The organism is Natribaculum luteum (assembly GCF_023008545.1).
GTDB classification, from domain to species: domain Archaea; phylum Halobacteriota; class Halobacteria; order Halobacteriales; family Natrialbaceae; genus Natribaculum; species Natribaculum luteum.
The window spans coordinates 3,620,877-3,644,181 of the sequence record NZ_CP095397.1 but is presented as its reverse complement, the minus strand read 5'-3'; the positions used below and the strand labels follow the sequence as shown (position 1 = coordinate 3,644,181).

The window sequence follows — 23,305 nt, the reverse complement described above, 5'->3', positions numbered from 1 at the left end:
GATCGCGGGGCTTCGATCGCGGGGCCACGACGTACGCTCACCGCGTTCGATCCGCCCCGGACGACGGCAGCACAGCCCAGTGACACGCCGGATATCCGACGATCGAGCACAGCAGGGGCGCTCGCGGCGGTCTCGAGCAGTTCGATGCCGTGGTTCCGAAGACGAAAGGCCCTTAAGAGCCCCCAACCTAGGTGAGACTGGACTAGGTCGGGCAGTTAGGCCCTGCTCGCAACCCGCAGTATGGCCTTTAGCGGGGACCGAATCCCGCGGGCGTCCGGTCAGACCGGCCGGGGCCCCGGGAGCCAACGTGGAAGCCTCGTCCGTCGGGGACAGCGGGCTCCGGTGACCGTCCGCAGGGACGACTCATCGGCGCTAATCGGCGACAGCCCATCAGGCGCGGAAGCGAGCAGTGGACCGCCGGACACCTGTCGCTCGACGGGTCGCGGGGTGGAGGAGGCAACCGGGACTCCCCCGGTCGGAACGCCGGGCAATCGCGGGCGTCCGCATTCATATACAACGACCTTATACACTGCGCTCAGCGACGGCGACGGCAGCCTTGCTGCCACACGCCGTCGCGTCGCTCGGTAAACGGTCGATCAAAGCATTCCTCCTTCCGTCAGTTCCTTTCACAACGATGGCTGTGACTGGTTGCCGACGCCACCGCACGATGGTTCGCGGTTGCGGTGGTAACGACTCACAGCTATCGTTGTGACTTGAGGTTATTCGTACTGATCCGAAAACCGAAACGATCGAACCACGTTATTCTGCCGGTTCGACGACGCTCTGGCTGGTCTCGCTCCCGAGCGAGAGCCCGCCCTCGAGCGTCCGGACGGGGTAGGGGATGTCGATTCCCGCCTCGTCGAACCGCTCTTTGACTGCCGTGACGTACTCGCCGCGGATCCGCACGAAGTCGGCTCTCGAGGGGTCGGCGATCCAGATGCGAGACTGGAGGCCGACGTCGGAGTCGCCCAGTTCGGTCAGGCGAACGGACGGCGCGGGATCCTCGAGGATCTCCGGGTGGTTCCGCGCCTCCTCGACGATGATGTCGGTCGCCTGCTCGATGTCGTCACCGTAGCCGATGCCGAAGACGAACTTCAGGCGGAGGTTGTCCGCTTCGACCGGATTCTTGATGACGCCGCTCGTAAGCGCCGAGTTCGGCACGGTCAACAGTTCGTTGTCGAACGTTCGCACGCGAGTGACGCGGAGGCTGATGTCCTCGACGACGCCCGAGTACGTGCCGTCGTCCCACTCGATCCAGTCGCCGATCCGGAACGGTTTGTCCGTGTAGATGAAGACACCGGCGACGAAGTTCGAAATGACGTTTTGCATCGCCAGCCCGATGGCGAACGCACCGGCGGCGGCGATCCCGGCCATCGAGACGAGGAAGTCACCGTAGTCGGCGACGCCGAACGCGGCCGCGACCGCGACGAAGAGGACGCTGATCCTCGCCACGAGCACGAGCGGCTTCTGGGCGTGTTCGTCGAGATCTCGCCGATCGAACGTGCGTTCGAGAAACGGCAGGACCACCGCTCGCCCGAGAGCGTAGACGGCGACGAATCCGAGCACGAAGAGGATCACTCCCTCGAGTGTCCCCGCGAGCGTCGTGCCGAGGCCCGCCTCGTCGAGCGCGCTGCCGATCGGGCCGAGATTCGTCTCGACGCCGGTCTCCTGTAACGGGAATCCGGTCATCTGTACAGCACGGCAGTGTGTCCACGCACGTCGACGAGGTCGGCGTTCACCCGATCGGCGAGGTCCGCAGCCTTCTCGTCTGTCGAACTCCCGGCTCTCGCCGCCCGGAGAAACTTCACCTTCACGAGGTCGTTCGTCGAGAGCTGATCGTCGAGTTCGTCGACGACCGCCTCGAGGCCGCTCTTGCCGACCCAGACCGTCACGTCGAGGTCGTGGGCACGCCGCTTCAGTTCCTGATCGTCCATGGCACGAGGTAGTTGCGCGAACGGTTTGAATGTTCGCGAATCAGAAGAGAGCCGTTCCTGGCGGAGTTCACTGCTCCTCGTAGGGATACCGAGCCTGGTGCCCGCAATCGCAGGTGACGACGACGTGTCCGTCCTGTAGTCTGACGCGGGCGTTCTTCCCGGGAACGAGGTAGGCGTCGCACGCGTCGCAGGTGAACCGCTTGAACGTTCGCGGGAGAGAGAGGCGGTTTCGCTCCGCGATTCGGCGAGCGAGTCTGACGTAGTGGCGCGCCCGCTCGTGTTCACACTCCGACGCGGCTGCTCGAGCGAGGTCGTGTAGTCTGTCGATTCGCTCTTCGGCGACGCCCATACCCGACTGTTCGTCGTCGGCCCTATCCGCCTTGCGTTCCGCGACGTGTCGATCTGGGTGGCTATCACGCCACACCGTCAACCTGGTTCGACCGTGTTTCGCGGCCCTTACCAGTGCGGGAGTGGGCCGGGTGATTCCCCCGCGACCGACGTAGGCGACGTCTTCGGATGGCTCCGTCCACCCACGGCGAGACACGTTCTTCACTCCTGCCATTTGACAGTCATTCCACACCATGATTAAGTTCGCAATACTGTTATATCGCAATGAGAGTTATATAGGCATACGTAATGAATTGGGAACCGCCAGATTCGAACGGTGGTGTCAGCCGACGGTCCCTGCTGGCGGCGACGGCCGCCGGCGTCACGGTTTCGACGAGCGGCTGCATGGACCTGGTGCAAGGCACCATCGGTCAAGACAACAGCGGTCAGCTATCGCTCTCCATTACTACGGTCCCCGCCGACGGAGACCGCGAGAGCGTGCAACTCGCTCGAGCGCTCGCTGAAAACCTCGAGGCGGTCGGCATCGACGTCTCCTTCGACATGCGCTCTCCACTGGAGTTTCACCGAGCGATCCTCCTCGACCACGACTTCGACCTCTACGTCGGCCGCCACCCGGGGGGTATCGACCCGGACTTCCTGTACGACGCCCTCCACTCGTCGTACGCGACCGAGTCCGGCTGGCAGAACCCCTTCGGGTTCGCACGGATCGGGTTCGACGAACTCCTCGAGAGACAGCGATCGACCGACGGCGACGAGCGGCGGGAGGCCGTCGCGGAGCTGCTCGGACAGCTAACCAGAGAGTATCCGTACCCGTTCGTCCCGATCTGTTTCCCCGACGAGTTCCGTACCGTCCGACCGGATCGCTTCGAGGGGTGGGACGCTCGTCACCTCGGGACTCGGCTCGGCTACCTCGGCCTCGAACCACGGGACGACGCCACCGAGCTGACCGTGGCCGGGACCGACTCGCGACCGTCGCGGAACCTCAATCCGCTGGCAGCGGCCTACCGCGGGCGAGGGACGATCGTCGACTTGCTGTACGATCCGCTCGTGACGCCCGCCTACGGCGACGACGGTGGCGAGTACCGCCTCTGGCTCGCGGAGGACCTCGACTGGGACGACTCCTCGGTGACGGTGACGCTCCGCGAGGACTGTCGATTCCACAACGGCGACGCCTTAACCGCCAAGGACGTCGCGTTCACCTACCAGTTCCTCGCCGACACTGCACTCGGCCGTGCCGACGTGCCATCTCCGTCGCCGCGCTACCGCGGTCGTGCGGCTGCGGTGACGAACATCGAGAGACACGACGAGCGAACGCTCACGCTCACCACGACGGCCGGGCGAGCAGCCAGCGAACGGGCGCTCACCGTCCCCATCCTGCCGAGAGACGTCTGGTGGAGCCAGGTCGAAGACGCGACCGACCAAAACCAGTCCATCTCGCAGGGAACGTGGGACGTCGTCACCGGTGACGTGCCAGCGATCGGCAGCGGCCCCTTCGAGCTAGAGGACCGGTCCGAGGGCGAGACGGTGACACTTACGCGGTTCGAAGACCACTTTACCCTCCGCGAGGACGGCCTCCCCGGGCCGACCGTCGATCGATTACGTCTCACGATCGATCCAGGAAGTCTGGCGGCGATCGAGACGGTCCGGAGCGGGTCGGCGGACGCGACGATGTCGAGTCTCGAGACCCACGCCCTCGACCAGGCGAGAGAGTACGAGAACGTCGAGTTACTCGAGTCGCCCTCGCGGTCGTTCTACCACGTCGGGTTCAACGTCAGACACGCCCCGTTCAGCAACCCTCACTTCCGGCGCATCGTCGCGCGGCTGCTCGACAAGGCGCGGCTCGTCGAGGACGTGTTCGACGGCAACGCCACGCCGACCGCGGTGCCGGTGACCGACGAGTGGGTGCCGGACGACCTGGCGTGGAACGGCGAGGATCCGGCGGCACCCTTCCTCGGTTCGGACGGCGAACTCGACGTGGAGGAGGCCCGGACGAAGTTCGAGTCCGCCGGGTTCCAGTACGACAGCGGGGGGAATCTGCTGGCGAGGTACTGATGCTCGCACAGCTTCTGGCGCAGGTGGCTGCCGTCGTTGGCGTCCTGCTGGCGATCTCGATCGGCGTGTTCGTCGGGCAATCTCGACTGTCCACGACGAGAGCCGAGTGGCGATCACGCGTTCGCGACGCCGCACCGATCGCCGTCGTCCTGGTCCTCGTCTTGCTGTTCAACCGGACCGCCCGGGAGACGCTGCCGTCGCTCTCCTGGTCGATCGGCTGGAACCTGACGTCGACGTTCTACGAGATCGAGGGCCAGACCGTCCTCCTGTTTCAGGAGTACGCGACGCCGGAGTTGACGGCGTACTTCTCGTACGTCTACGTCTACGGCTACGTCTTCGTGTTGATCTTCCCGGTCGTCGCCTACTTCGCGCTGTCGGACACCAGACCGCTCCGGGAGCTGCTGACGGCGTACACGCTCAACTACACGCTGGGACTGCTCTGTTACGTCCTCATCATCGCTTACGGACCGCGAAACTGGATTCCGGACCTCGTCGAGACGACGATGCTGTACAACCAGTACCCGCAGTATCAGGAACTCACCGGAGAGGTCAACCACAACACCAACGTCTTCCCGTCGTTGCACACGTCGCTTTCGGCCACGGTCGCGATGTTCGCCTACCGGACCCGCGACGCCTACCCGAAGTGGGTCCCCGCCGCCACCCTCCTCGCGGCCAGCGTCGCGGTCTCGACGATGTACCTCGCGATCCACTGGGCGATCGACGTCACGGCCGGTCTCTGTCTCGGCGCGATCAGCGTCGTTCTCTCGAGACGGCTCGTCGGGCGCTGGTCGCTCTCGGAGGAGTTCGACGACTGGTGGCCGTCACTACGTCGCGAGTGAGACGATCGGCCAACACGGTTTTTCGTCCGACCTGCCGAAACCCTGGAAAGTCAACAGGTCGAGGCGATGGCGCAATACTGTTATACGCCAGTGCCGAAATGACGGGAACGATAGATGGACCGGGAATCGACTCTCGAGAAGGGTGGTGTCAGCAGGCGAGCGCTCCTGGCAGGAGCGGCAACCGGACTGACAGTTGCGACGAGCGGTTGCATCCGCCAGGTTCGCAGCGTCGTCAACCGCGACACCGTCAACCACCTCTCCGTGTCGATCGCGACCGTCCCCGCAGACGGCGACAGAGAGTCGGTCCAGATCGCAAATCTGCTGGCAGATAACCTCGAGGCGGTCGGCATCGACGCCACCGTCAACCTGCTGGCAGAAGAGGAGTTTCTGCGGACGATTCTCGTCAACCACGACTTCGATCTCTACGTCGGGCGACACCCGGGCGGCATCGATCCGGATTTTCTCTACGAGACGCTCCACTCGGTGTACGCCGACGAACCGGGCTGGCAGAACCCCTTCGGATTTACGAGTATGACGTTCGACGACCTCCTCGAGCGCCAGCGCGTCCTGGAGGGTGATCGGCGTCGAGAGGTGATCGAGCGGATCGCCGACTCCGTGGCAGCCGAACAGCCGTTCGTCCCGGTCTGCGCGCCAGACGAGAACCGACTCGTCCGCGAGGACCAGTTCGGCGACTGGGACGACCACCTCGCGACTCGCCTGGGCTATCTCGGCCTCGAACCGATCGACGGGAGCGAGGAACTGCACGGCATCATCACCGACGTTCGCCCGACGCAGAATCTCAACCCGCTTTCGGTCGAGTACCGAAACCGGGGGACGATCGTCAACCTCGTCTACGACTCGCTTGGAACCGTCGACGGCGACGACGTTCGGCCGTGGCTCGCGACGTCCTGGGAGTGGAACGGGTCGGCAGCGACCGTCACGATCCGGGACGACGTCGAGTGGCACGACGGCGAGGCGCTGACGGCGGCCGACGTCCGGTTTACCTACCGGCTGCTCGAGGATACGTCGCTGGGAAACAGCGACGTTCCGGCGCCGTCGCCCCGGTATCGCGGCCCCGCGTCGATCGTCGACCCGAACTCGATCGAGGTACACGACGAGCGGACACTCACGATCCCGATGACAGGTACCCAGAGCGTACGCGAACGGGCGTTTACCGTCCCGATCCTCCCGAAACACGTCTGGACGGACAGGACCGACGACGCCAACCTCCCTGGTCTTCCCGTCGGCCGGGGCACGACTACCGCCGTCGTCGCGGAGAACGTCCCGCCGGTCGGGAGCGGTCCGTTCCAGTTTGCAGACCGAACCGATCGCGAGTCCATTCTGCTCGAGCGCTTCGACGAGCACTTCTCGCGGGCTGCCGACGAACTGCCGGAGGCGACCGTCGAGACGTTCCGAGTGGCCGTCCATCCCGGGAGCCCGTCCGCGATCGAAGCGATCGAGAACGGGAACGCCGACGTGACGATCTCGACGCTCGAGGCGTACTCGGTCGACGAGGTGACCGAGTCAGAGTCGGTTCGGCTGCTCGAGTCGTCCTCGCAGACGTTCTACCACGTCGGGTTCAACGTCCGGAACGCACCGTTTAGCAACCCGTACTTCCGTCGCGTCGTCGCGCGATTGCTCGACAAGGAGCGGATCGTCGAGGAACTGTTCGGCGGTCACGCAAGCCCCGTCGCGACGCCGCTCGCTGGCGAGTGGGTGCCCGACCACCTCGAGTGGGACGGCGACGATCCGTCGGTGCCGTTTTTCGGCGCGGACGGACAACTCGACGAGTCGGCGGCGCGAACCGCGTTCGAAGAGGTCGGGTTCAGATACGACGAAGACGGAAAACTCCTCGCAAGAAACTAATGCTCGTACGCGTCCTCCTCCAGCTGATCGTCGTCGTCGCAGTCATGACCGCCGTGTCGACAGCGGCCGTGGTCGGTCGCGACCGACTCGCGAAAACGCGTCGAGAGTACCGTGACCGCCTAAAGTCGGCCGCACCGATCACTGGCATTCTCACGATCAGCCTGCTTTTCAACAGCGTCGCCCGCCAGATCGTCCCGGACCTCTCCTGGATGATCGGCTGGGAGGTGACGGAGGTGTTCTACGACATCGAGGGCGGGTTCGTCCTCTGGGTGCAGTCGCACGCGACGCCCGTGGCGACGACGTACTTCTCGTTCATCTACATCTACGGCTACGTGTTCTTGCTCGTCTTCCCGGTCGTCGCTTACTTCGCGCTGTCGGACACCAGGCCGCTGCGCGAACTGCTGACGGCGTACACGCTCAACTACACGCTGGGACTGCTCTGTTACGTCCTCGTCATCGCCTACGGGCCGCGGAACATGATTCCGGAGCTTGCCGAGGCGTTACTCTACGAAACGTATCCGCAGTACCAGCACCTCACCCGACAGGTCAACCGCAACACCAACGTTTTCCCGTCGTTGCACACGTCGCTTTCGGCGACGATCGCGATGTTCGCCTACCGGACCCGCGACGTCTACCCCAAGTGGATGCCCGTCGCCATCTTCCTCGCTGTCAGCGTCGCGATCTCGACGATGTACCTCGCGATCCACTGGACGATCGACGTCCTCGCCGGCATCGTCCTGGCGTACGTGAGCATCACGCTCTCGGAACGGTTCGTCGACCGATGGTCGGCGTCGGACCTGATCGAAAAGTGGCCGCTGGTGAAGCGGTTCGCAGAACGGTGACAGTCGCTTCGACGATAACGTGCCGACGTTTTCGGCCGGTCGAACCGTCGACGAGAATACGAGCGATTTAGTCCTCGAGCGCGTCCGCAATACGCTGGAGCTGGCGGGTCGCGTCTCGAACCTCGTCGCGAAGCTGTCGGACCTCTCGTGCGAGTTCTTCGTTGCCGGCTTCCTGTCCGCGGGCGCCGCCGGGGCCGCCGGGGCCGCCGCCCATCATGCCGCCCATCATCTGTGCGAAGGGGTTCCCGCCCATGCCGCCGGGGCCGCCGGGGCCGCCGCCACCGAACGGATCGTCGGGACGCTCCTCGTCGCCCTCTTCGGCGCGCTTTTCTCGGATCTCCTCGACTCGTTCGCGGAAGGACTTCTCCTCACCGCCCTCGTCGTTTTCCTGTTCCGTGGCGTCGGTGTCGTTGTCGTCAGCCATGTTTGCGGCTTCTGTGCCAGTCCGGAAAAGGATTGTCATGTGGGCAGTCGACCGGTCACTCTCAGAACGACCCGAGCGACGACTGTACGCGTGGGGCAGCGCCGTCGGTCTCGAGGTCGTAGCCCACGAGATCGCGCATGTCGACCGCGTAGTTCGTCCCGCCGCGCTCGAGGACGAGGAGCCGCCCTTTCACGCCGACGACCGTTCCCGAGGCGATCGTCTCGTGGACGGGCCTGGTCTCGAGGTCGAGTCCGTACTCGAAGGCGTAGCGGTCGGTCACGTCGTACTCCGCCGTGAGTGCGTCCCAGGCGTCGTCGTCGACGGTCGCCGCGAGCGAGTCGATCTTCGTCGGCGTGCGAACGCGGTCGGTGAGATGGCGGGCGATCTCGGCCTCGAGTTCCCGGGCGATCCGCCCGTTCGAGACGGTGTGAACGTGTGCGCCGCGGTCGGCCCCCTGTTCGCGGAGCCTGGTCTCGAGCCGCCAGCTCCGGGTGACGCCCACCTTGAACGTGTCGGGGGCGAAGGCGGCGAGGTAGACGACGTGCTCGTCGTAACAGTCCATCTCGTCTTTCAGGCAGGTGCCCGTACAGCGCGCACAGACCCACGTGCGCGTATGATAGTCACAGTAGGGCGCGTCGCGGCGATCACACGCACGATGTCTCTCTCCATCGACCACCCCGGCACAGCGGCGGGTTCCGAGCCCGTAGGCGAGTTCGTCGCCGGTCTCGAGCGGCCGGTGGCGAACCTCGTCGCCGTCGCTCAGCAGTAGCGACGAGCCGGTTCCGCTCGGTTCGTAGCCGACGACCTGCACGCCCTCCCGTAGGGCCGGTCTCCCCATAGTCGTGACGATCGGGCGAATCGACAGCCGTCACGCGACGACACAATCCTTAATTACTGTTGGAACTAACCGGCAGTTGCGTCCGGAAGGGGTCCGCTCGCTGACGCGTGGATGAGCTCCCTCCTTCGGAGAAAGACCCGGGTCCGATCGATGTCTGAACCGTTTTGTCTGGCAGTATAAGTGTCGCCCCCGTCTCGAGGGTCAGGTCACACCGAAGACCGTTTGTGACCGCCCGCCGTCTGCTGGTCGCAGTGCTCTGTCCGGCCCGTTCTGGAGGAACGTTTATTCGTTTCAGCAACTTGGCTCCAAACGAGAGTATGGACTATCGGAACGGGAGGGGCCAGGATACGTCGTCCGTCGGTCCACCCCAGCGCCCTCCATCGTCGTTCGTCGAGCAGGCGAACGTCACCGACGAGGGCATCTACGAGGCGTTCGAGGAGAACTGGCCGGCCTGCTGGGAGCGTGCAGCGGCGCTTCTCGAGTGGGACGAGGCGTACGACGACGTCCTCGACGAGGAGGACGCGCCGTTTTACGAGTGGTTCACCGGCGGCAAGCTAAACGCCTCGTACAACTGTCTGGACCGACACCTCGAGGCGGGTCGGAAGAACCACGCCGCGATCATCTGGGAGGGGAAACGCGGCGAGTCACAGACGTACACCTATCGCGAACTGTTCGTCAAGGTAAACGAGTTCGCGGCGGCACTGCGGGACCTCGGCGTCGAGGAAGACGACGTGGTGACGATCTATCTCCCGATGATCCCGGAGTTGCCGATCGCGATGCTCGCGTGTGCCCGCATCGGCGCGCCACACAGCGTCGTCTTCGCCGGCCTCTCTGCGGACGCGCTGGCGACGCGGATGGACGCCGCCGACAGCGAGTACCTCGTCACCTGCGACGGTTACTACCGCCGTGGAGACGCGTTCAACCAGCTGAGCAAGGCCGACAACGCCTTGCTCTCGCTCGAGCAGGACGTCTCGACCGTCGTCGTCGACCGGCTGGGTGAGGACCTGCCACACGTCCTCGGCGACCGACAGTACGACTATCACGACCTCGTCGCCGAGCACGCCGGCGAGACCGTCGATCCTGTCTCCCGCGGCTCGGAGGACATGCTGTTTCTGATGTACACCTCGGGGACGACCGGCAAACCAAAAGGCGTCGTCCACACGACGGGCGGCTACCTCTCCTATGCCGCCTGGACGACGCGCGCGGTCCTCGACGTGGAACCGAACGACACTCACTGGTGTTCGGCGGACATCGGCTGGATCACGGGCCACACCTACATCGTCTACGGGCCGCTCGCGCTCGGGACGACGACGGTCATGTACGAGGGGACGCCCGACTACCCCGATCGCGATCGCCTCTGGGAGATCGTCGACCGAAACGCCGTCGACGTCTTCTACACGGCACCGACCGCGGTCCAAGCGTTCATGAAGTGGGGCGAGCAGTACCCCAACCAGCACGACCTCTCGTCGCTGCGTCTGCTCGGGACCGTCGGCGAGCCGATCAGTCCGCGTCCGTGGCGGTGGTACTACGAACACATCGGCGACGAGGAGTGTCCGATCGTCGACACCTGGTGGCAGACCGAAACGGGCGGCATAACCGTCACGACGCTGCCCGGAATCAAGTCGATGAAACCGGGTGCTGCCGGGCCGCCACTGCCCGGCATCGACGCGCGCGTCGTCGACGACGACGGCGAGTCGGTCAGTCCGGGGGAATCGGGCTACCTCACGCTACACCGACCGTGGCCGGGAATGGCACGAACGCTGTACGACGGCGACGAGCAGTTCGTCGAGGAGTACTGGCGGCAGTTCTCGACGCCCGACGACGACGAGTGGGTCTACTTCAGCGGCGACGCGGCCCGTATCGACGACGACGATTACATCACTATCCTCGGTCGGGTCGACGACGTCATCAACGTCGCCGGACACAGGCTGAGCACGATGGAGATCGAGTCGGCGATTCTCGGCGTCTCCGGCGTCGCCGAAGCCGCCGTCGTCGGCGGAAACGGCGGCTCGAGTGGAACCGACGTCTACGCCTACGTCAGCACGGAAAACGGCGCCGAACCCGGCCCGTCGCTCGCCGCCGCCGTCACCGCGAGCATCGAGTCGGCGATCGGTCCGATCGCCCGCCCCGAGGAGGTCGTCTTCACGTCCGAACTGCCCAAGACGCGCTCGGGCAAGATCATGCGCCGACTCCTCGAGGACATCGCCAGCGACGAGGAGTTAGGCGACACGAGCGCGCTGCGAAACCCGGAAATCGTCGGTGAGATTCAGGCTGCGACTCGCGACGAGTAAGCCGGCGGCGATCGCTCGATACGTTTCGCGATTCCAGTAGATCCGAAATGTAGTGGCGCAGTGAACCGCGCCCTGACGTTCGAACGTGGGTACGTCGGTGGAATCGTAAGACATACCTGTTTTCGCCACGTCGGGAACTGCGAAGCATGAGTGTCGATGTCGAGGAGGCGCAACCTGACGTCCTCTCACCCGACCAGTACGACGCGCTCCTCGATGCGGCGGCGACGTACCGGGAAGTCCTCGTCGTTCGACTCGCAGGTGAGGTCGGTCTCCGTCCGGCGGAACTGACTCGCCTCCGTCCAGGTGACGTAACGCGCGTGCAGGTCGACCCGCTGCGGTATCTCCTCTCCGTTCCACCGGCCGACGGTGACGACGACGAGCGAACCGCGTACCTGCCGACCGACGTCGAGCGGGAACTGCGGCGGTACGTTCGGAGCAACGGAATCGGCGACGACGAGTCCATCTTCGACGTCACGCCGCGCCGACTCCAGATGCTCGTCTCCGAGGTCGGAGATCGGGCCGCAGAACTGCGAAACGACTCGCGGCTCGCCGCCGTCTCGACGAGCGATCTGCGGCAGTTTTTCGCCTACTCCTCGCTGGTCGAACACGAGGTCAACCCTCGCGTCGTGAAAGCCGTCGGCGGCTGGCGGAGTTTCGAAGGGCTCGAGCCGTACCTCCCGGAACCAACCGACGAGACGATCGTCGATTCCTTCGAGACGGTCGAGGACGCCGCCAACAGCCCTGCAGAGTCGACGCCGATCGGCGACGACGGTGCCGTCCGTTCCCTGCTGGCCGCGGGCGACCGGTGTGCGCTGCTCCGACTCGACGAGGACGGCTACGTCGATCGCTGGAACCGAAACGCGGCGGCGCTGTTCGGGTACCGGGCCGGTGAAATCGTCGGTACCCACGTCTCCACGTTCTACACCGACGACGACGTCGACCGCGACGTTCCAGAACGTACGCTGACCGCAGCGACCGACGGCTCCGGTGTCCAGGACGACGGCTGGCGCGTCAGAAAGGACGATTCGACGTTCTTCGCGACCGAAATCATCTCCCCCATCCGCGACGAGCGGGGCCGTCACTGTGGCTTTTCCGTGTTCGTCTGTGACGTCTCGGAGTTCCACGACCGCCTCGAGTCCGCACGCACCGACCGCGACGAGGCCCGGCAGGCGCTGTCGATCGCTCGCCTCCAGCGGGCGGTCACACAGGCGCTGTTCGAGGCGTCTACCCACGAGCAGATCGAGACGGACACCTGCGCGGTGATCGCCGACGCGGACGCCTACTCGTTCGCCTGGATCGATCGGCGAACGTTCTCCAGCCACCGCCTCGAGTGGCGCGCGACGAGCGGCATCGACCCCGACGACGTCGACCGACTGTCGGCGACCCTCGACGACCCCGACGACGACTCGGGCGACGCCCCGTCGGTGGACCTCTCGATCGACCGCGACGTCGACCTCGACCGGTCGACTGACGATCGGTTCGAGGGGGCCGTCGCGGGCGTCCCGCTCGTCTACGGCGACACGGTCTACGGAACACTCCGGGTCGGCACGACCCGAACGGACGCCTTCGACGCCGACGAGCGCGAGTGGCTCGAGACGATCGGACGACAGATCGGCTACGGCATCGCCGCCGTCAGGCGACGGAATCTCCTCCTGTCGGACACGCTGGTCGAACTCGAGTTCGCCTGCCACGACGACCGATCGTTCTTCGTCGACGCCGCAGAGCGCCTGAGCTGTCGGTTCGAACTCGACTCGCTCGTGCCGATCTCGGAGTCGACGCACCTCTACTACGTCCACCTCGAGGGCGCCTCGCCGGCCGAGGTCTTCGACCTGGCAGCGGACGACCCGGGGATCGAGGACTGTCGGCTGATCGAAACGTACGAAGACGGCTGTCGCGTCGAGTTCGTCGTCCACGGCTCTTCGCCGACGTTGACGCTGACGGAGTACGGCGTGACCGTCCTCGAGAACGTCGTCGACGACGGCGAGGCGACGATCGTCGCCGAGTGTGCCGCCGACGCCGACCTCCGGACGATCGTCGACGGCCTCCGGTCGAAGTTCCCAGGCTCGGAACTGCTCGGCAAACGCGAGGTCGAACGCTCTGTCCAGACCGCCCGCGAGTTCCGCGAAGGGCTCGAGGACCGACTGACGGACAAACAGGAGGCTGCGCTGAGAGCCGCGTACTTCGGTGGCTACTACGACTGGCCCCGGGAGAGTACGGCCGAAGAGATCGCCGACGCCATGGGAATCTCGTCGCCCACGCTGCACAACCACTTGCGGAAAGCCCAACACGAACTGCTCCGGACGTTCTTCGACGCGTCGTCCGTCGAGCACGGCGCGACCGACGCGTGAGAGTGCGGTATCGACGAGTCTACGCCGTCTTGCGAAGTCGGAACAGCGCTCTCGTCCCCATCCGATTTAACACGATCGTTGATACTAATCTTCTAGGGTAGCGCCGTCGATCTGGTCACGCCGCCACGAGAAACCGCGTGTGACGTCCGTCACCTGACGCCGAATCCCCCCGAGATGCAGCAGTGACCCGCTTGGAATAGATAACTACAGATTAGAATATAGAAAATATAATACCAGATAGACAGAAACGGCCAGTCATTTTGTACACCTAGATTCGGTGTTTACTATCATAATCCCACATGGAATGAATACCATGTCAGAGGAAGACGTGCGTGGTGATGGAGGACTCGAGGCGCGACTCGAGGAACAAGAGACGTTCGAGCCGCCGGAGTCGTTCGTCGAGCAAGCGAACGTGACAGACGAGTCGATCTACGAGGAATTCGAGGAAGAGTGGCCACAGTGCTGGGAGCAGGCGGCCGACCTCCTCGAGTGGGACGAGCCGTACGACACCGTCCTCGAGGACGAAGAGGCACCGTTCTACGAATGGTTCACCGGCGGGAACCTCAACGCGTCGTACAACTGTCTGGATCGCCACGTCGAAGACGGGGCGAAAAATCGTGCGGCGATCAAGTGGGAAGGCGAGCTAGGCGAGACGCGGACGTACACGTACGGCGACCTGCTAAACGAGGTCGAGGCGTTCGCGGCGACCCTTCGTGACCTCGGCGTCGAGGAAGACGACGTGGTGACGCTGTACATGCCGATGATTCCAGAGCTGCCGATCGCGATGCTCGCGTGCGCTCGCATCGGCGCACCGCACTCGGCGGTGTTCGCCGGCTTCTCCGCGGACGCGTTGGCGACCCGGATGAACTCGGCCGACAGCGAGTACCTCGTCACCTGTGACGGCTACTACCGTCGTGGCGACGCCCTCGACCACCTCTCGAAGACCAACGAAGGGCTCGAGGACGTCGAACACGAGGTGTCGGACGTCGTGGTGGTCGACCGCCTCGGCGACGACCTCGAACACTCGCTCGCGGACAACCAGCACGATTACGACGAACTGGTCGACGAGCACGCGGGCGCGTCGGTCGAGCCAGTCTCGCGAGACGCCGAGGACATGCTGTTCCTGATGTACACCTCGGGGACGACCGGCCAGCCGAAGGGCGTGAAACACACGACGGGCGGCTACCTCTCGTATGCCGCCTGGACGAGCCAGGCAGTACTGGACATCAAGCCGGAGGACACCTACTGGTGTTCGGCGGACATCGGCTGGATCACGGGCCACTCCTACATCGTCTACGGGCCGCTCGCGCTCGGGACGACGACGGTCATGTACGAGGGGACGCCCGACTACCCCGACAAGGATCGCCTGTGGGAGATCGTCGAGAACCACCGTGTGGACATCTTCTACACGGCACCGACGGCGATCCGGGCGTTCATGAAGTGGGGCGCGGAGTACCCCGACCAGCACGACCTCTCGTCGCTGCGCCTGCTGGGAACGGTCGGCGAACCGATCAACCCGCGGGCCTGGAAGTGGTACTACCAGAACATCGGTAACGAGGAGTGTCCGGTCGTCGACACCTGGTGGCAGACCGAGACCGGCGGCATGATGGTCACCACTCTTCCGGGTGTCAACACGATGAAACCCGGCTCTGCCGGACCGCCGCTACCCGGCGTCGACGCCCGGATCGTCGACGCCGCCGGTGAGGAGGTCGAGGCCGGCAACGCCGGCTACCTCACGGTCCAGAAGCCGTGGCCGGGGATGCTCCGGACGCTGTACAACAACGACGAGCGGTTCATCTCCGAGTACTGGCAGGAGTACTCCGACGAGGAGGCCGACGAGTGGGTCTACTTCCCCGAAGACGGCGCGAAGATCGACGACGACGGCTACATCACCGTCCTCGGCCGGGTCGACGACGTCATCAACGTCTCCGGCCACCGCCTCGGTACGATGGAGATCGAAAGCGCCATCGTGGGCGTCTCCGGCGTCGCCGAAGCCGCCGTCGTCGGCGGCGAACACGACATCAAAGGCGAGGCCGTCTACACCTACGTCATTCCCGAGGACGGCTACGAGGGCGGCGACGACCTCCGCGAACAGATCGTCGAGGCCGTCGAGGACGCCATCGGGCCGATCGCTCGTCCCGAAGAGGTCGTCTTCACGCCCGAGCTGCCCAAGACGCGCTCGGGCAAGATCATGCGCCGGCTGCTCGAGGACATCGCCAGCGGCAACGAACTCGGCAACACCTCGACGCTGCGCAACCCCGAGGTCGTCGAAGACATCGCCGAACAGGTGCAAGGCGACTGATCACCAGCCGATTTTCGAGAACACAAGACGACGCCAACACACGATTCGAACACATATGCCAGATAACAACACTCACGATTCGACTGACAAACGAGCCGAGACGGACGGTGGCGTGGCCGGACAGGCCGGCCAGGCCCACCGAGACACCGACTACCTCAGTTCGGAGGTGAACATCATAAATCCGAGCACGCCGTTCATGCGCGATCACCTGCGGGTGGTCTGGACGGGCTTCATCATCTGGGTCATTGCCGTGTGGGGTCCAGTGACGCTGACGTACCTGGCGACCGACGCGATGACGACCCAGATGCCGGTGCTTGGCTTCCCGCTGCACTACTTCCTGGTCGCGTTCGGCGCACCGACCAGCGCACTGATCCTGTCGTTCTGGTACTCGCGCAAGCGCGACGCGCTCGATGAGAAGTACGGCATCGATCACACGACCATCGAAGAGACCGGTCACGGCAGCGAAGCCGCGGCCACCGACGGGGGTGTCGACCAATGACCGGGGTCCCGGTCGTTCCGCTGCAGGAGAGCCTCCTTCCCGAGTCGCTCAACATCTCGTTCAAGCTGCTCCCGTCCATCCTCGTGCTTGGGATGCTGGGGCTGTTCCTCGCCATCGGGTTCGTCTTCCGTGTGGCCGACACCGAGAACATGTGGGTCGCCGGCCGCTCTATCGGGAACGTCGAGAACGGAATGGCCATCGGTGCGAACTGGATGTCGGCCGCATCCTACCTCGGGATGGCGGCCTCGATCGCACTGGCCGGCTTCTACGGGCTCGTGTTCGTCGTCGGCTGGACGACGGGCTACTTCATCCTGCTCATCTTCCTGGCGGCGCAACTGCGCCGGTTCGGGAAGTACACCGCACCGGACTTCGTCGGTGACCGCTTCAACTCCGATACCGCACGTGCTATCGCGGCCGTCACGACGTTCCTTATCGGGTTCGTCTACGCCATCGGTCAGGCGAAGGGCATGGCGCTCGTCGGCCTGTACGTCTTCGGCGACTTCGGCTTCCTGCTTCCCGGGCTCGACGGCTACCAGGTGATGGTCATCTTCATGATGACGATCACCGTCGGCTACCTGACGCTGTCCGGGATGCTGGGCGCGACGAAGAACCAGGCAGTCCAGTACGTCATCCTCATTACGGCGTTCCTGGTGGGCCTGTTCGTCGTCGGCTACACGAACGGCTACTCGACGGTGTTGCCGCAGATGGAGTACGGCATGCTGATCGACGACCTCGGCAGCGAGTTCTCCGAACCGTTCGCCACCTCGAGTTACTACCTGTGGATCGCCACCACGTTCTCGCTGATCGTCGGTACCTGCGGGCTTCCGCACGTGCTGGTGCGGTTCTACACGGTCGAGAGCGAGCGGACGGCCCGCTGGTCGACCGTCTGGGGCCTGTTCTTCATCTGCCTCCTGTACTGGAGCGCACCGGCGTTTGCGGCGTTCGGAACCGACCTCTACAGCACGAACGTCCGCGCGACGTACGGTGACCCCGGCATGGCCAGTGCTGCCAGCGAGGTCATCGTCGTGCTGGCGGCCCAGCTGTCGAACCTGCCACAGTGGTTCGTCGGGTTCGTCGCGGCCGGCGGTATCGCCGCGGCCATCGCGACCGTCGCCGGGCTGTTCATCGCCGGATCGTCGGCGATCAGCCACGACATCTACACGAACATCGTCAACGAGGACGCGACCCAGCGTGAGCAGATCCTCGTCGGCCGCCTGGCCATCGTCGCGCTGGGCGTGCTGACCACGCTGGCTGCGCTCGACCCCGCGTCGTCGATCGCTGCACTCGTCGGCTACGCGTTCGCGCTGGCCGGCTCCGTGCTGTTCCCGATGTTCTTCATCGGAATGTGGTGGGAGAACGCCAACCGTCAGGGCGCTCTCGCCGGCATGACTACCGGACTGGTCGGCTGGTCGATTCCGATGATCAACGAGATCGTCCCGACGTACATGTCCTCGCTCGAGGCGCCGCTGTCGGCGGGACTGGCACAGTGGATGCCGGCGATCGGGTCGGCACTGATCACCCTGCCGATCGTCTTCGCGGTCACCATCGTCGTCTCGCTGCTGACCGACGAGCCGGACATGGAGACGAAGCGGGTCGTGCGCCAGTGTCACAGCCCCGAGCCGATGGGCCAGCACAAGACTGCAGAAGACGTCGTGGCTGATGGGGGCAACGCTCCCGCAGACGATTAAATCATGTACGACAAAATACTCGTTCCAACCGATGGTAGCGATACGTCCGAGGCCGCCGTCGAGCACGCGATCGACCTCGCCGAGAAGTACGGGGCAGAGGTCCACGCCCTGTACGTGGTCGACACCGACTCGATGAGCCTCAGCCTTGGCGGCGAACAACTCGACCGCATCGAGCAGGGCCAGTTCGGCGAGATGGACGAGGTTCGCGAACGCGCCGAAAGCGCCACCGGCTACGTGACCGATCGCGCAGCCGAGCACGGACTCGAGACGCTCGAGCACATCTCGGCAGGCAAACCTCACTCGCAGATCGGAAACTACGTCGAGAGCAACGGGATCGATCTCGTCGTGATGGGGTCACACGGTCGCTCGGGCGTCAGGCGGGCGCTGCTCGGCAGCGTCACCGAGCGGACGCTCCGGTCGACGCACGCTCCGGTCCTCGTCGTCGACGTGGACAGAAGCGAATAACCCGAATAACGGATCGAGGGCTGAGACCCGTTTTTTCTGACTACTGGTTCTGCTGACGAAGCGCGAGTTCGAAATTCCAGACGAATCCGAAGTACGCGACGATTCCCGCGAGCATGAGCATGTAGTACACCCAGGTCGGCGTCCCGAGCAGGTAGTCGACGATCTCGACCATCGTCACCCAGACGATCGCGAACGCGAGATCGGTCAGTATCCCCCATCGCTCCTCCCGTGCAGTCTGGAGCCACTCGCGAACGCCGGTCATCGAGTGCTCACCCGGCTGCTGGATGCTATCATTACGCGAGTGTTTCGCAGGGACCTCGAAAAAGCCTATCGACGATCGAGCCGATCGGTCCACCTGTGACGAAGACCAAAACGAAATTCCCTAACCTCCCGCCGCAGTGGGTACTGTCATGCAGGAGTTTCCAGGAGTCGCCGTCCTCCGACTCGGTCACCGCCCCGGCCGGGACGAACGGATGACGACCCACGTCGGCCTCACGGCACGCGCACTCGGCGCGGATCGCGTAATCTTCCCGGACAACGCCGGGGGCTCGCTCGAGACCGTCGAGGACATCACCGACCGCTTCGGCGGTCCCTTCGACGCCGAACTCACCGACTCGCCTCGCGGTGTCGTCCGAAACTGGGACGGGCGCGTCGTCCACCTGACGATGTACGGCGAGCGAGTGCAGGACGTCGAAGACGAGATCCGGGCCGTCCACGAGGACGAACCGCTCCTGATCGTCGTCGGTGCAGAGAAGGTCCCGTTCGACGTCTACGAGGCGGCAGACTGGAACGTCGGCGTGACGAACCAGCCCCACTCCGAAGTCGCCGGTCTCGCCGTCTTCCTCGACCGGCTGTTCGAGGGCAGAGAACTCGAGCGCGAGTGGAACGACGCCGACCGGCGCGTGATTCCGAAGGCGACGGGCAAGCGCGTCGTCTCGGCCGACTCGAGCGACGACGAACCGGAGACGTAGCTCGATCGAAACGGTTACACGCGTCTCGCGATACCGCGAGGCGGCACGCACCGCCTCGCTCGCGGCGGCTACCGCCGTGGGCCTCCGGACGGACGCGAGTCGCGGCCGTCCGTTCGGTCGCCTACTGGTCGGGTTCGACGTCGGCGTCTCCGCCGGAGCGGCGGTCGTCTCGGTCGTCTTCGTCGGGACCGAAGAGACAGAGAAACACGTACGCCCACGCTCGACCTCGGCGTCTGTGCACTCGAGTCATGCTCACCTGGTCAGTGTCTATCGCTCGTTCGCTCGTTTGTCGCCCGCTACATTATTTAGGTAGGCCTAAAATATAATAGCGTTTTCGGTGGGAGAGCTTTCAGAATGCCCGTCGTGTCCTGGCCACCAGTCCGACGACCGAGATAGCTCAAAAGACTTAATGGCTGCATGGCGTTACGGGTAGATAATGGCTTTTGAGGACCTGCTCGAGGATCCGGTAATACAGAAATACTTGCACGAGCTGGTCGGTCCCAAGGGGATGCCCGTCGCGGCGGCACCGCCGGACGGGGAAGTGACCGACGAGGAGCTCGCAGAGGAACTCGACCTCGAGCTCAACGACGTCCGTCGGGCGCTGTTTATCCTGTACGAGAACGATCTCGCGTCCTACCGACGGCTCCGTGACGAGGACTCGGGGTGGCTGACCTACCTCTGGACGTTCGAGTACGACAACATTCCCGAGAATCTAGAAGAGGAGATGTACCGCCTCCACGACGCCTTGGAGGACCGGCGGGAGTACGAACGCAACCACGAGTTTTACCTCTGTGAGATCTGCTCGATTCGCTTCGAGTTCGGTGAGGCGATGGACTTCGGCTTCGAGTGTCCGGAGTGTGGCTCGCCGCTCGAATCGATGGACAACGACCGTCTCGTCGACGCAATGGACGAGCGCCTCGAGGAACTCGAGGACGAACTCAACATCGACGCATAATGGTCGTACTCGCGACGAAACTGTACGTCGATGGTGACGCCCGGGAGCGTGCGCTCGACTCGCTGCGCTCGCTCGTCGGCAACGAGATCGGCGACCTCGAGGTCGAGTTCGACGTTGGCGTTCGCCACGACGAGTTCCCGTCAGTGACGATCGATGGCGAGGACGCGGTCGTCGCCCGCAACGTCCTCCGCGAGGAGTGGGGAGAGATCGTCCCCGACCTCGAGGAGGGCGAAACGTACGTCGGAACCCTCGAGTCCTGGGACGAGGACGGGTTCGTCCTCGACGCGGGCCAGCCGGTTCGGATTCCCGCCGACGAACTCGGACTCGGACCCGGCACCCCCATCCAGATCCGAGAGCGGTACGGCCTCGTCCAGCACCTGCCGATGCGCTTCGTCTACGCCGAAGGGGGCTCGCGGCTCGCGGACGAGGAACGCGACCGGCTGTACGACTGGACGCGCGGCAACGGCCGACTCAACGTCAACAGCGCCACGCGCGCCGAGGTCCGGGCGACGCTCAACCGCGCCGGCCACGCCCGCGACTACGTGACCGTCGAACGCCTCGGCTTGCTCGAGCAGAGCGTCGTCACGACGGAAGGGACCGATCCGCCGGGACTGCTCGCGAGCGTCGGCGAGTACCTCCCTGCGGAGCTGCGGTGTGTCGTTCCCTAGTTATGAATCGTCGTCTCGCATTCGCTGTCCTGGTCGTCGGGTTGCTCGTCACGATGGCGGGTTGCTCGGCGATCTTCGGTGGCATCTCGGACGAAGATCTCGACCGGGAACAGGACTACGACGACCTCCGGGAGCGCGACGCCGACGTCGTCATCGAGATCGAGGACGTCGGGCTCGTAAGCGACGGCGAGTTCCGTGCCGTGTACGACCTGAACGACACCGAGGAACTGTCGCTTCACCGGTCGTCGTTCTACCGCGACCGGGCGCTCGACGTCCACAGCGTCCGATACTGGTACCCGAACGGGACAGTGGTTACCGGTTCGGAACTGGATGTCGACCAGGGACGGTCGAACACGAACGTGCACGTTCCAGACGGGAACGGCACGGTCGCGTTCACCGGGAGCGCCGGGAGTCGGACGTTCCACCTGCCTGCGTACGTCTCGGGATCGTACGAAGTGATCTTGCCCGAGGGATACCGAACGACGAACTTCCTGTTCGGAGACGTCAATCCGGGCGGCTACGAGCGGGAGGTCGTCGACGACCAGGAACACCTGACGTGGGAGGAAAACGACCGGCCGATTTCGATACGGTACTACCTTCCGCGTGACGTGACGCTGTTCGCGGGACTGGTCGTCCTCGTCGTGGCCCTCGGCGGTGTCGGTGTCGCCTACTACTACCGGCAGATGAAGCGACTCCAGGAACGTCGCGAGGAGATGGGTGTCGACGTCGACGTCGACGACGACTCCGGCGGTGGCCCGCCGCCGGGCTTCCGGTGACCCGCCGGCAGACCCTTCTAAGCGACGGTCTTACCCGTTGATCGCTCGCACGTCCAGCCAGAGCGTCGCCGTCCCGTCGACCTCGAGTCGCCCTCGGACGAACCGCTCGCTCGAACGGACAGCAGCGTCGAGTGGTCGACGGATCGGACGCCACCGACGACGTCGCCTGTGTGCCACGGATCGGCGTCCTCGAGACGGTCGTCATCGGTCGTACTGCGTCCCGTCCGAAAGGAAACCTGTCACAGCCTCTCGTTTTCCCGTCGACGAAGCCGGCAGAATCGACCGTGAAGCAACCGTCCTGACAGGAGTCAACGTTTTAATGATGCGACGTAAGTTACGAGCACGAACATGTCTCCGGATCTCCCCGACAAACTCCTCGGTATCAGTCTCGACGAACCAGACGAGCGCCGCGTGCAGGACGACGGCGACGACGAGGAACTCGAGCGGTTCGTCTTCTTCGATCACGGCGAACACCGCCTCGCATTCGACGTCGACGACGTGGCAACGATCACCGACTCGCCGGCGGAACTGACGCGCGTCCCGCGATCGCCCAGTGCGGTCGAGGGCGTGATGGACCTTCGAGGGGAGATCACCGCCGTCGTCGACCTCCGGACACACTTTCCGGTCGGCGAGGAGCCGTCGGCCGACCGACGACTCGTCGTCTTCGACAGACCGACCGACCAGCAGTCGGCGGCGATCCGCGTCGACGACGTCCACGGCGTCGAAACCGTCCCGGCGAGCAACGTCTTAGACGAGGACGGCGTAGCGAGCAGCGACGTCTCGGGGCGGGCACTCGAGCACCCACTCGTCACCGCCATCGTCGCCACGGAACGCCGCCCCGACGTCGACGACGTCGTTTCGCGGGACGCACTGACCGACCCCGACAAGACCGGATCGAGTGACGATGCGTCGGCAGTGCGAAGCCAGTTCACCGGCGATAGCTTCCAGGAGACCGTCGGCACCGAGTTCGACGTCGGCGACGGCACTGACCAGGTGACAGACGGGCGAGAAGACGACGAGGCCGACCTCGTTCTCGAGGAGACACCGCTGCTCGACGTCGAACGGTTACTGCTGGCGTCCGGCCAGACGCAGTGATTTCCTCCCCGGCGCGGGGGTGACTCGAGTCGTGTCGAGTGGCGTGTACGACGTTTATCACGTCTGATAATCGAGAGACAGCATTTATGGTAGTTGTATTTCAA

Annotated in this window: 22 protein-coding genes and 1 other RNA gene; 16 read left to right on the top strand and 7 right to left on the bottom strand. The window is 64.6% G+C overall.

All coding sequences use genetic code 11. The annotated features are described in order from the left end of the window. Positions 1 to 195 precede the first annotated feature (195 nt). An RNA gene (ffs, locus tag MU558_RS18755) (signal recognition particle sRNA) lies at positions 196 to 507 on the top strand. Between the two features lie 252 nt (positions 508 to 759). Here ffs and MU558_RS18750 read toward each other — a convergent pair. From MU558_RS18750 to MU558_RS18740, 3 genes are all read right to left on the bottom strand, one after another. After that, complete coding sequence (locus MU558_RS18750) at positions 760 to 1,689, bottom strand: mechanosensitive ion channel family protein (RefSeq protein WP_246970718.1); 930 nt, start codon at positions 1,687 to 1,689, stop codon at positions 760 to 762. Further along, positions 1,686 to 1,934 (bottom strand): YhbY family RNA-binding protein, encoded by a 249-nt coding sequence (locus MU558_RS18745; RefSeq protein ID WP_246970716.1) that lies wholly within the window; start codon positions 1,932 to 1,934, stop codon positions 1,686 to 1,688. The genes MU558_RS18750 and MU558_RS18745 overlap by 4 nt, the downstream gene beginning before the upstream one ends. Positions 1,935 to 2,001: 67 nt before the next feature. Beyond that, positions 2,002 to 2,283: a ribonuclease P protein component 4 gene (locus MU558_RS18740; RefSeq protein WP_246975055.1), complete on the bottom strand. Its 282-nt coding sequence runs from the start codon at positions 2,281 to 2,283 to the stop codon at positions 2,002 to 2,004. A 287-nt stretch (positions 2,284 to 2,570) separates the two neighbouring features. Here MU558_RS18740 and MU558_RS18735 point away from each other — a divergent pair, with 287 nt between their 5' ends. From MU558_RS18735 to MU558_RS18720, 4 genes are all read left to right on the top strand, one after another. After that, positions 2,571 to 4,334 (top strand): ABC transporter substrate-binding protein, encoded by a 1,764-nt coding sequence (locus MU558_RS18735; protein ID WP_246970715.1) that lies wholly within the window; start codon positions 2,571 to 2,573, stop codon positions 4,332 to 4,334. Next, positions 4,334 to 5,173, top strand: a complete 840-nt coding sequence (locus MU558_RS18730) for a phosphatase PAP2 family protein (RefSeq protein WP_246970712.1) — start codon at positions 4,334 to 4,336, stop codon at positions 5,171 to 5,173. The genes MU558_RS18735 and MU558_RS18730 overlap by 1 nt, the downstream gene beginning before the upstream one ends. A gap of 114 nt (positions 5,174 to 5,287) precedes the next feature. After that, positions 5,288 to 7,039 carry an ABC transporter substrate-binding protein gene (locus MU558_RS18725; RefSeq protein WP_246970710.1) on the top strand — a complete coding sequence of 584 codons (1,752 nt, stop codon included), beginning with the start codon at positions 5,288 to 5,290 and terminating at the stop codon, positions 7,037 to 7,039. Then, positions 7,039 to 7,881, top strand: coding sequence for a phosphatase PAP2 family protein (locus MU558_RS18720; protein ID WP_246970708.1), 843 nt, complete (start codon positions 7,039 to 7,041; stop codon positions 7,879 to 7,881). Before MU558_RS18725 ends, MU558_RS18720 begins: the two co-directional genes overlap by 1 nt. 67 nt (positions 7,882 to 7,948) lie before the next feature. On the opposite strand, the gene MU558_RS18715 is transcribed toward MU558_RS18720, so the two are convergent. Beyond that, a complete protein-coding gene (locus MU558_RS18715; protein WP_246970706.1) occupies positions 7,949 to 8,344 on the bottom strand; it encodes a hypothetical protein in 396 nt (131 codons plus the stop codon). Between the two features lie 22 nt (positions 8,345 to 8,366). Next, positions 8,367 to 9,116 (bottom strand): DUF2797 domain-containing protein, encoded by a 750-nt coding sequence (locus tag MU558_RS18710; protein WP_246975053.1) that lies wholly within the window; start codon positions 9,114 to 9,116, stop codon positions 8,367 to 8,369. A 344-nt stretch (positions 9,117 to 9,460) separates the two neighbouring features. On the opposite strand from MU558_RS18710, the gene acs (MU558_RS18705) reads away from it, so the two are divergent. From acs (MU558_RS18705) to MU558_RS18680, 6 genes are all read left to right on the top strand, one after another. Next, positions 9,461 to 11,434, top strand: coding sequence for an acetate--CoA ligase (acs, locus tag MU558_RS18705; protein WP_246970704.1), 1,974 nt, complete (start codon positions 9,461 to 9,463; stop codon positions 11,432 to 11,434). 146 nt (positions 11,435 to 11,580) lie between these two features. Then, positions 11,581 to 13,782: a bacterio-opsin activator domain-containing protein gene (locus MU558_RS18700; RefSeq protein WP_246970702.1), complete on the top strand. Its 2,202-nt coding sequence runs from the start codon at positions 11,581 to 11,583 to the stop codon at positions 13,780 to 13,782. A gap of 313 nt (positions 13,783 to 14,095) precedes the next feature. Next, positions 14,096 to 16,084, top strand: a complete 1,989-nt coding sequence (acs, locus tag MU558_RS18695) for an acetate--CoA ligase (protein WP_246970700.1) — start codon at positions 14,096 to 14,098, stop codon at positions 16,082 to 16,084. Positions 16,085 to 16,139: 55 nt separating this feature from the next. After that, on the top strand, positions 16,140 to 16,583 hold the full coding sequence (locus MU558_RS18690; protein WP_246970698.1) for a DUF4212 domain-containing protein: 444 nt from the start codon (positions 16,140 to 16,142) through the stop codon (positions 16,581 to 16,583). After that, positions 16,580 to 18,271 (top strand): VC_2705 family sodium/solute symporter, encoded by a 1,692-nt coding sequence (locus MU558_RS18685; protein ID WP_246970694.1) that lies wholly within the window; start codon positions 16,580 to 16,582, stop codon positions 18,269 to 18,271. Before MU558_RS18690 ends, MU558_RS18685 begins: the two co-directional genes overlap by 4 nt. A 3-nt stretch (positions 18,272 to 18,274) precedes the next feature. Further along, positions 18,275 to 18,736, top strand: a complete 462-nt coding sequence (locus MU558_RS18680; RefSeq protein WP_246970692.1) for a universal stress protein — start codon at positions 18,275 to 18,277, stop codon at positions 18,734 to 18,736. Positions 18,737 to 18,776: 40 nt separating this feature from the next. Here MU558_RS18680 and MU558_RS18675 read toward each other — a convergent pair whose 3' ends face one another. Then, the gene (locus MU558_RS18675; protein WP_246970690.1) at positions 18,777 to 18,998 is read right to left on the bottom strand and encodes a DUF8119 family protein; all 222 of its coding nucleotides are present in this window, start codon (positions 18,996 to 18,998) and stop codon (positions 18,777 to 18,779) included. Between the two features lie 148 nt (positions 18,999 to 19,146). Between MU558_RS18675 and MU558_RS18670 the strand changes: the two genes are divergently transcribed. From MU558_RS18670 to MU558_RS18655, 4 genes are all read left to right on the top strand, one after another. Then, positions 19,147 to 19,707 (top strand): tRNA (cytidine(56)-2'-O)-methyltransferase, encoded by a 561-nt coding sequence (locus tag MU558_RS18670; RefSeq protein WP_246970688.1) that lies wholly within the window; start codon positions 19,147 to 19,149, stop codon positions 19,705 to 19,707. A 436-nt stretch (positions 19,708 to 20,143) separates the two neighbouring features. Then, entirely contained in the window at positions 20,144 to 20,662 is a 519-nt protein-coding gene (gene tfe, locus MU558_RS18665; protein ID WP_246970686.1) for a transcription factor E, read from the top strand. Continuing rightward, on the top strand, positions 20,662 to 21,330 hold the full coding sequence (locus tag MU558_RS18660) for a DUF2110 family protein (RefSeq protein WP_246970684.1): 669 nt from the start codon (positions 20,662 to 20,664) through the stop codon (positions 21,328 to 21,330). Before tfe ends, MU558_RS18660 begins: the two co-directional genes overlap by 1 nt. A 2-nt stretch (positions 21,331 to 21,332) precedes the next feature. Further along, on the top strand, positions 21,333 to 22,106 hold the full coding sequence (locus tag MU558_RS18655) for a DUF5803 family protein (protein ID WP_246970682.1): 774 nt from the start codon (positions 21,333 to 21,335) through the stop codon (positions 22,104 to 22,106). 30 nt (positions 22,107 to 22,136) lie between these two features. Here the strand turns inward: MU558_RS18655 and MU558_RS18650 are convergent, their stop codons facing one another. After that, positions 22,137 to 22,283 carry a hypothetical protein gene (locus MU558_RS18650; RefSeq protein ID WP_246970680.1) on the bottom strand — a complete coding sequence of 49 codons (147 nt, stop codon included), beginning with the start codon at positions 22,281 to 22,283 and terminating at the stop codon, positions 22,137 to 22,139. A gap of 171 nt (positions 22,284 to 22,454) precedes the next feature. On the opposite strand from MU558_RS18650, the gene MU558_RS18645 reads away from it, so the two are divergent. Then, the gene (locus MU558_RS18645; protein WP_246970677.1) at positions 22,455 to 23,201 is read left to right on the top strand and encodes a chemotaxis protein CheW; all 747 of its coding nucleotides are present in this window, start codon (positions 22,455 to 22,457) and stop codon (positions 23,199 to 23,201) included. Positions 23,202 to 23,305 lie beyond the last annotated feature (104 nt).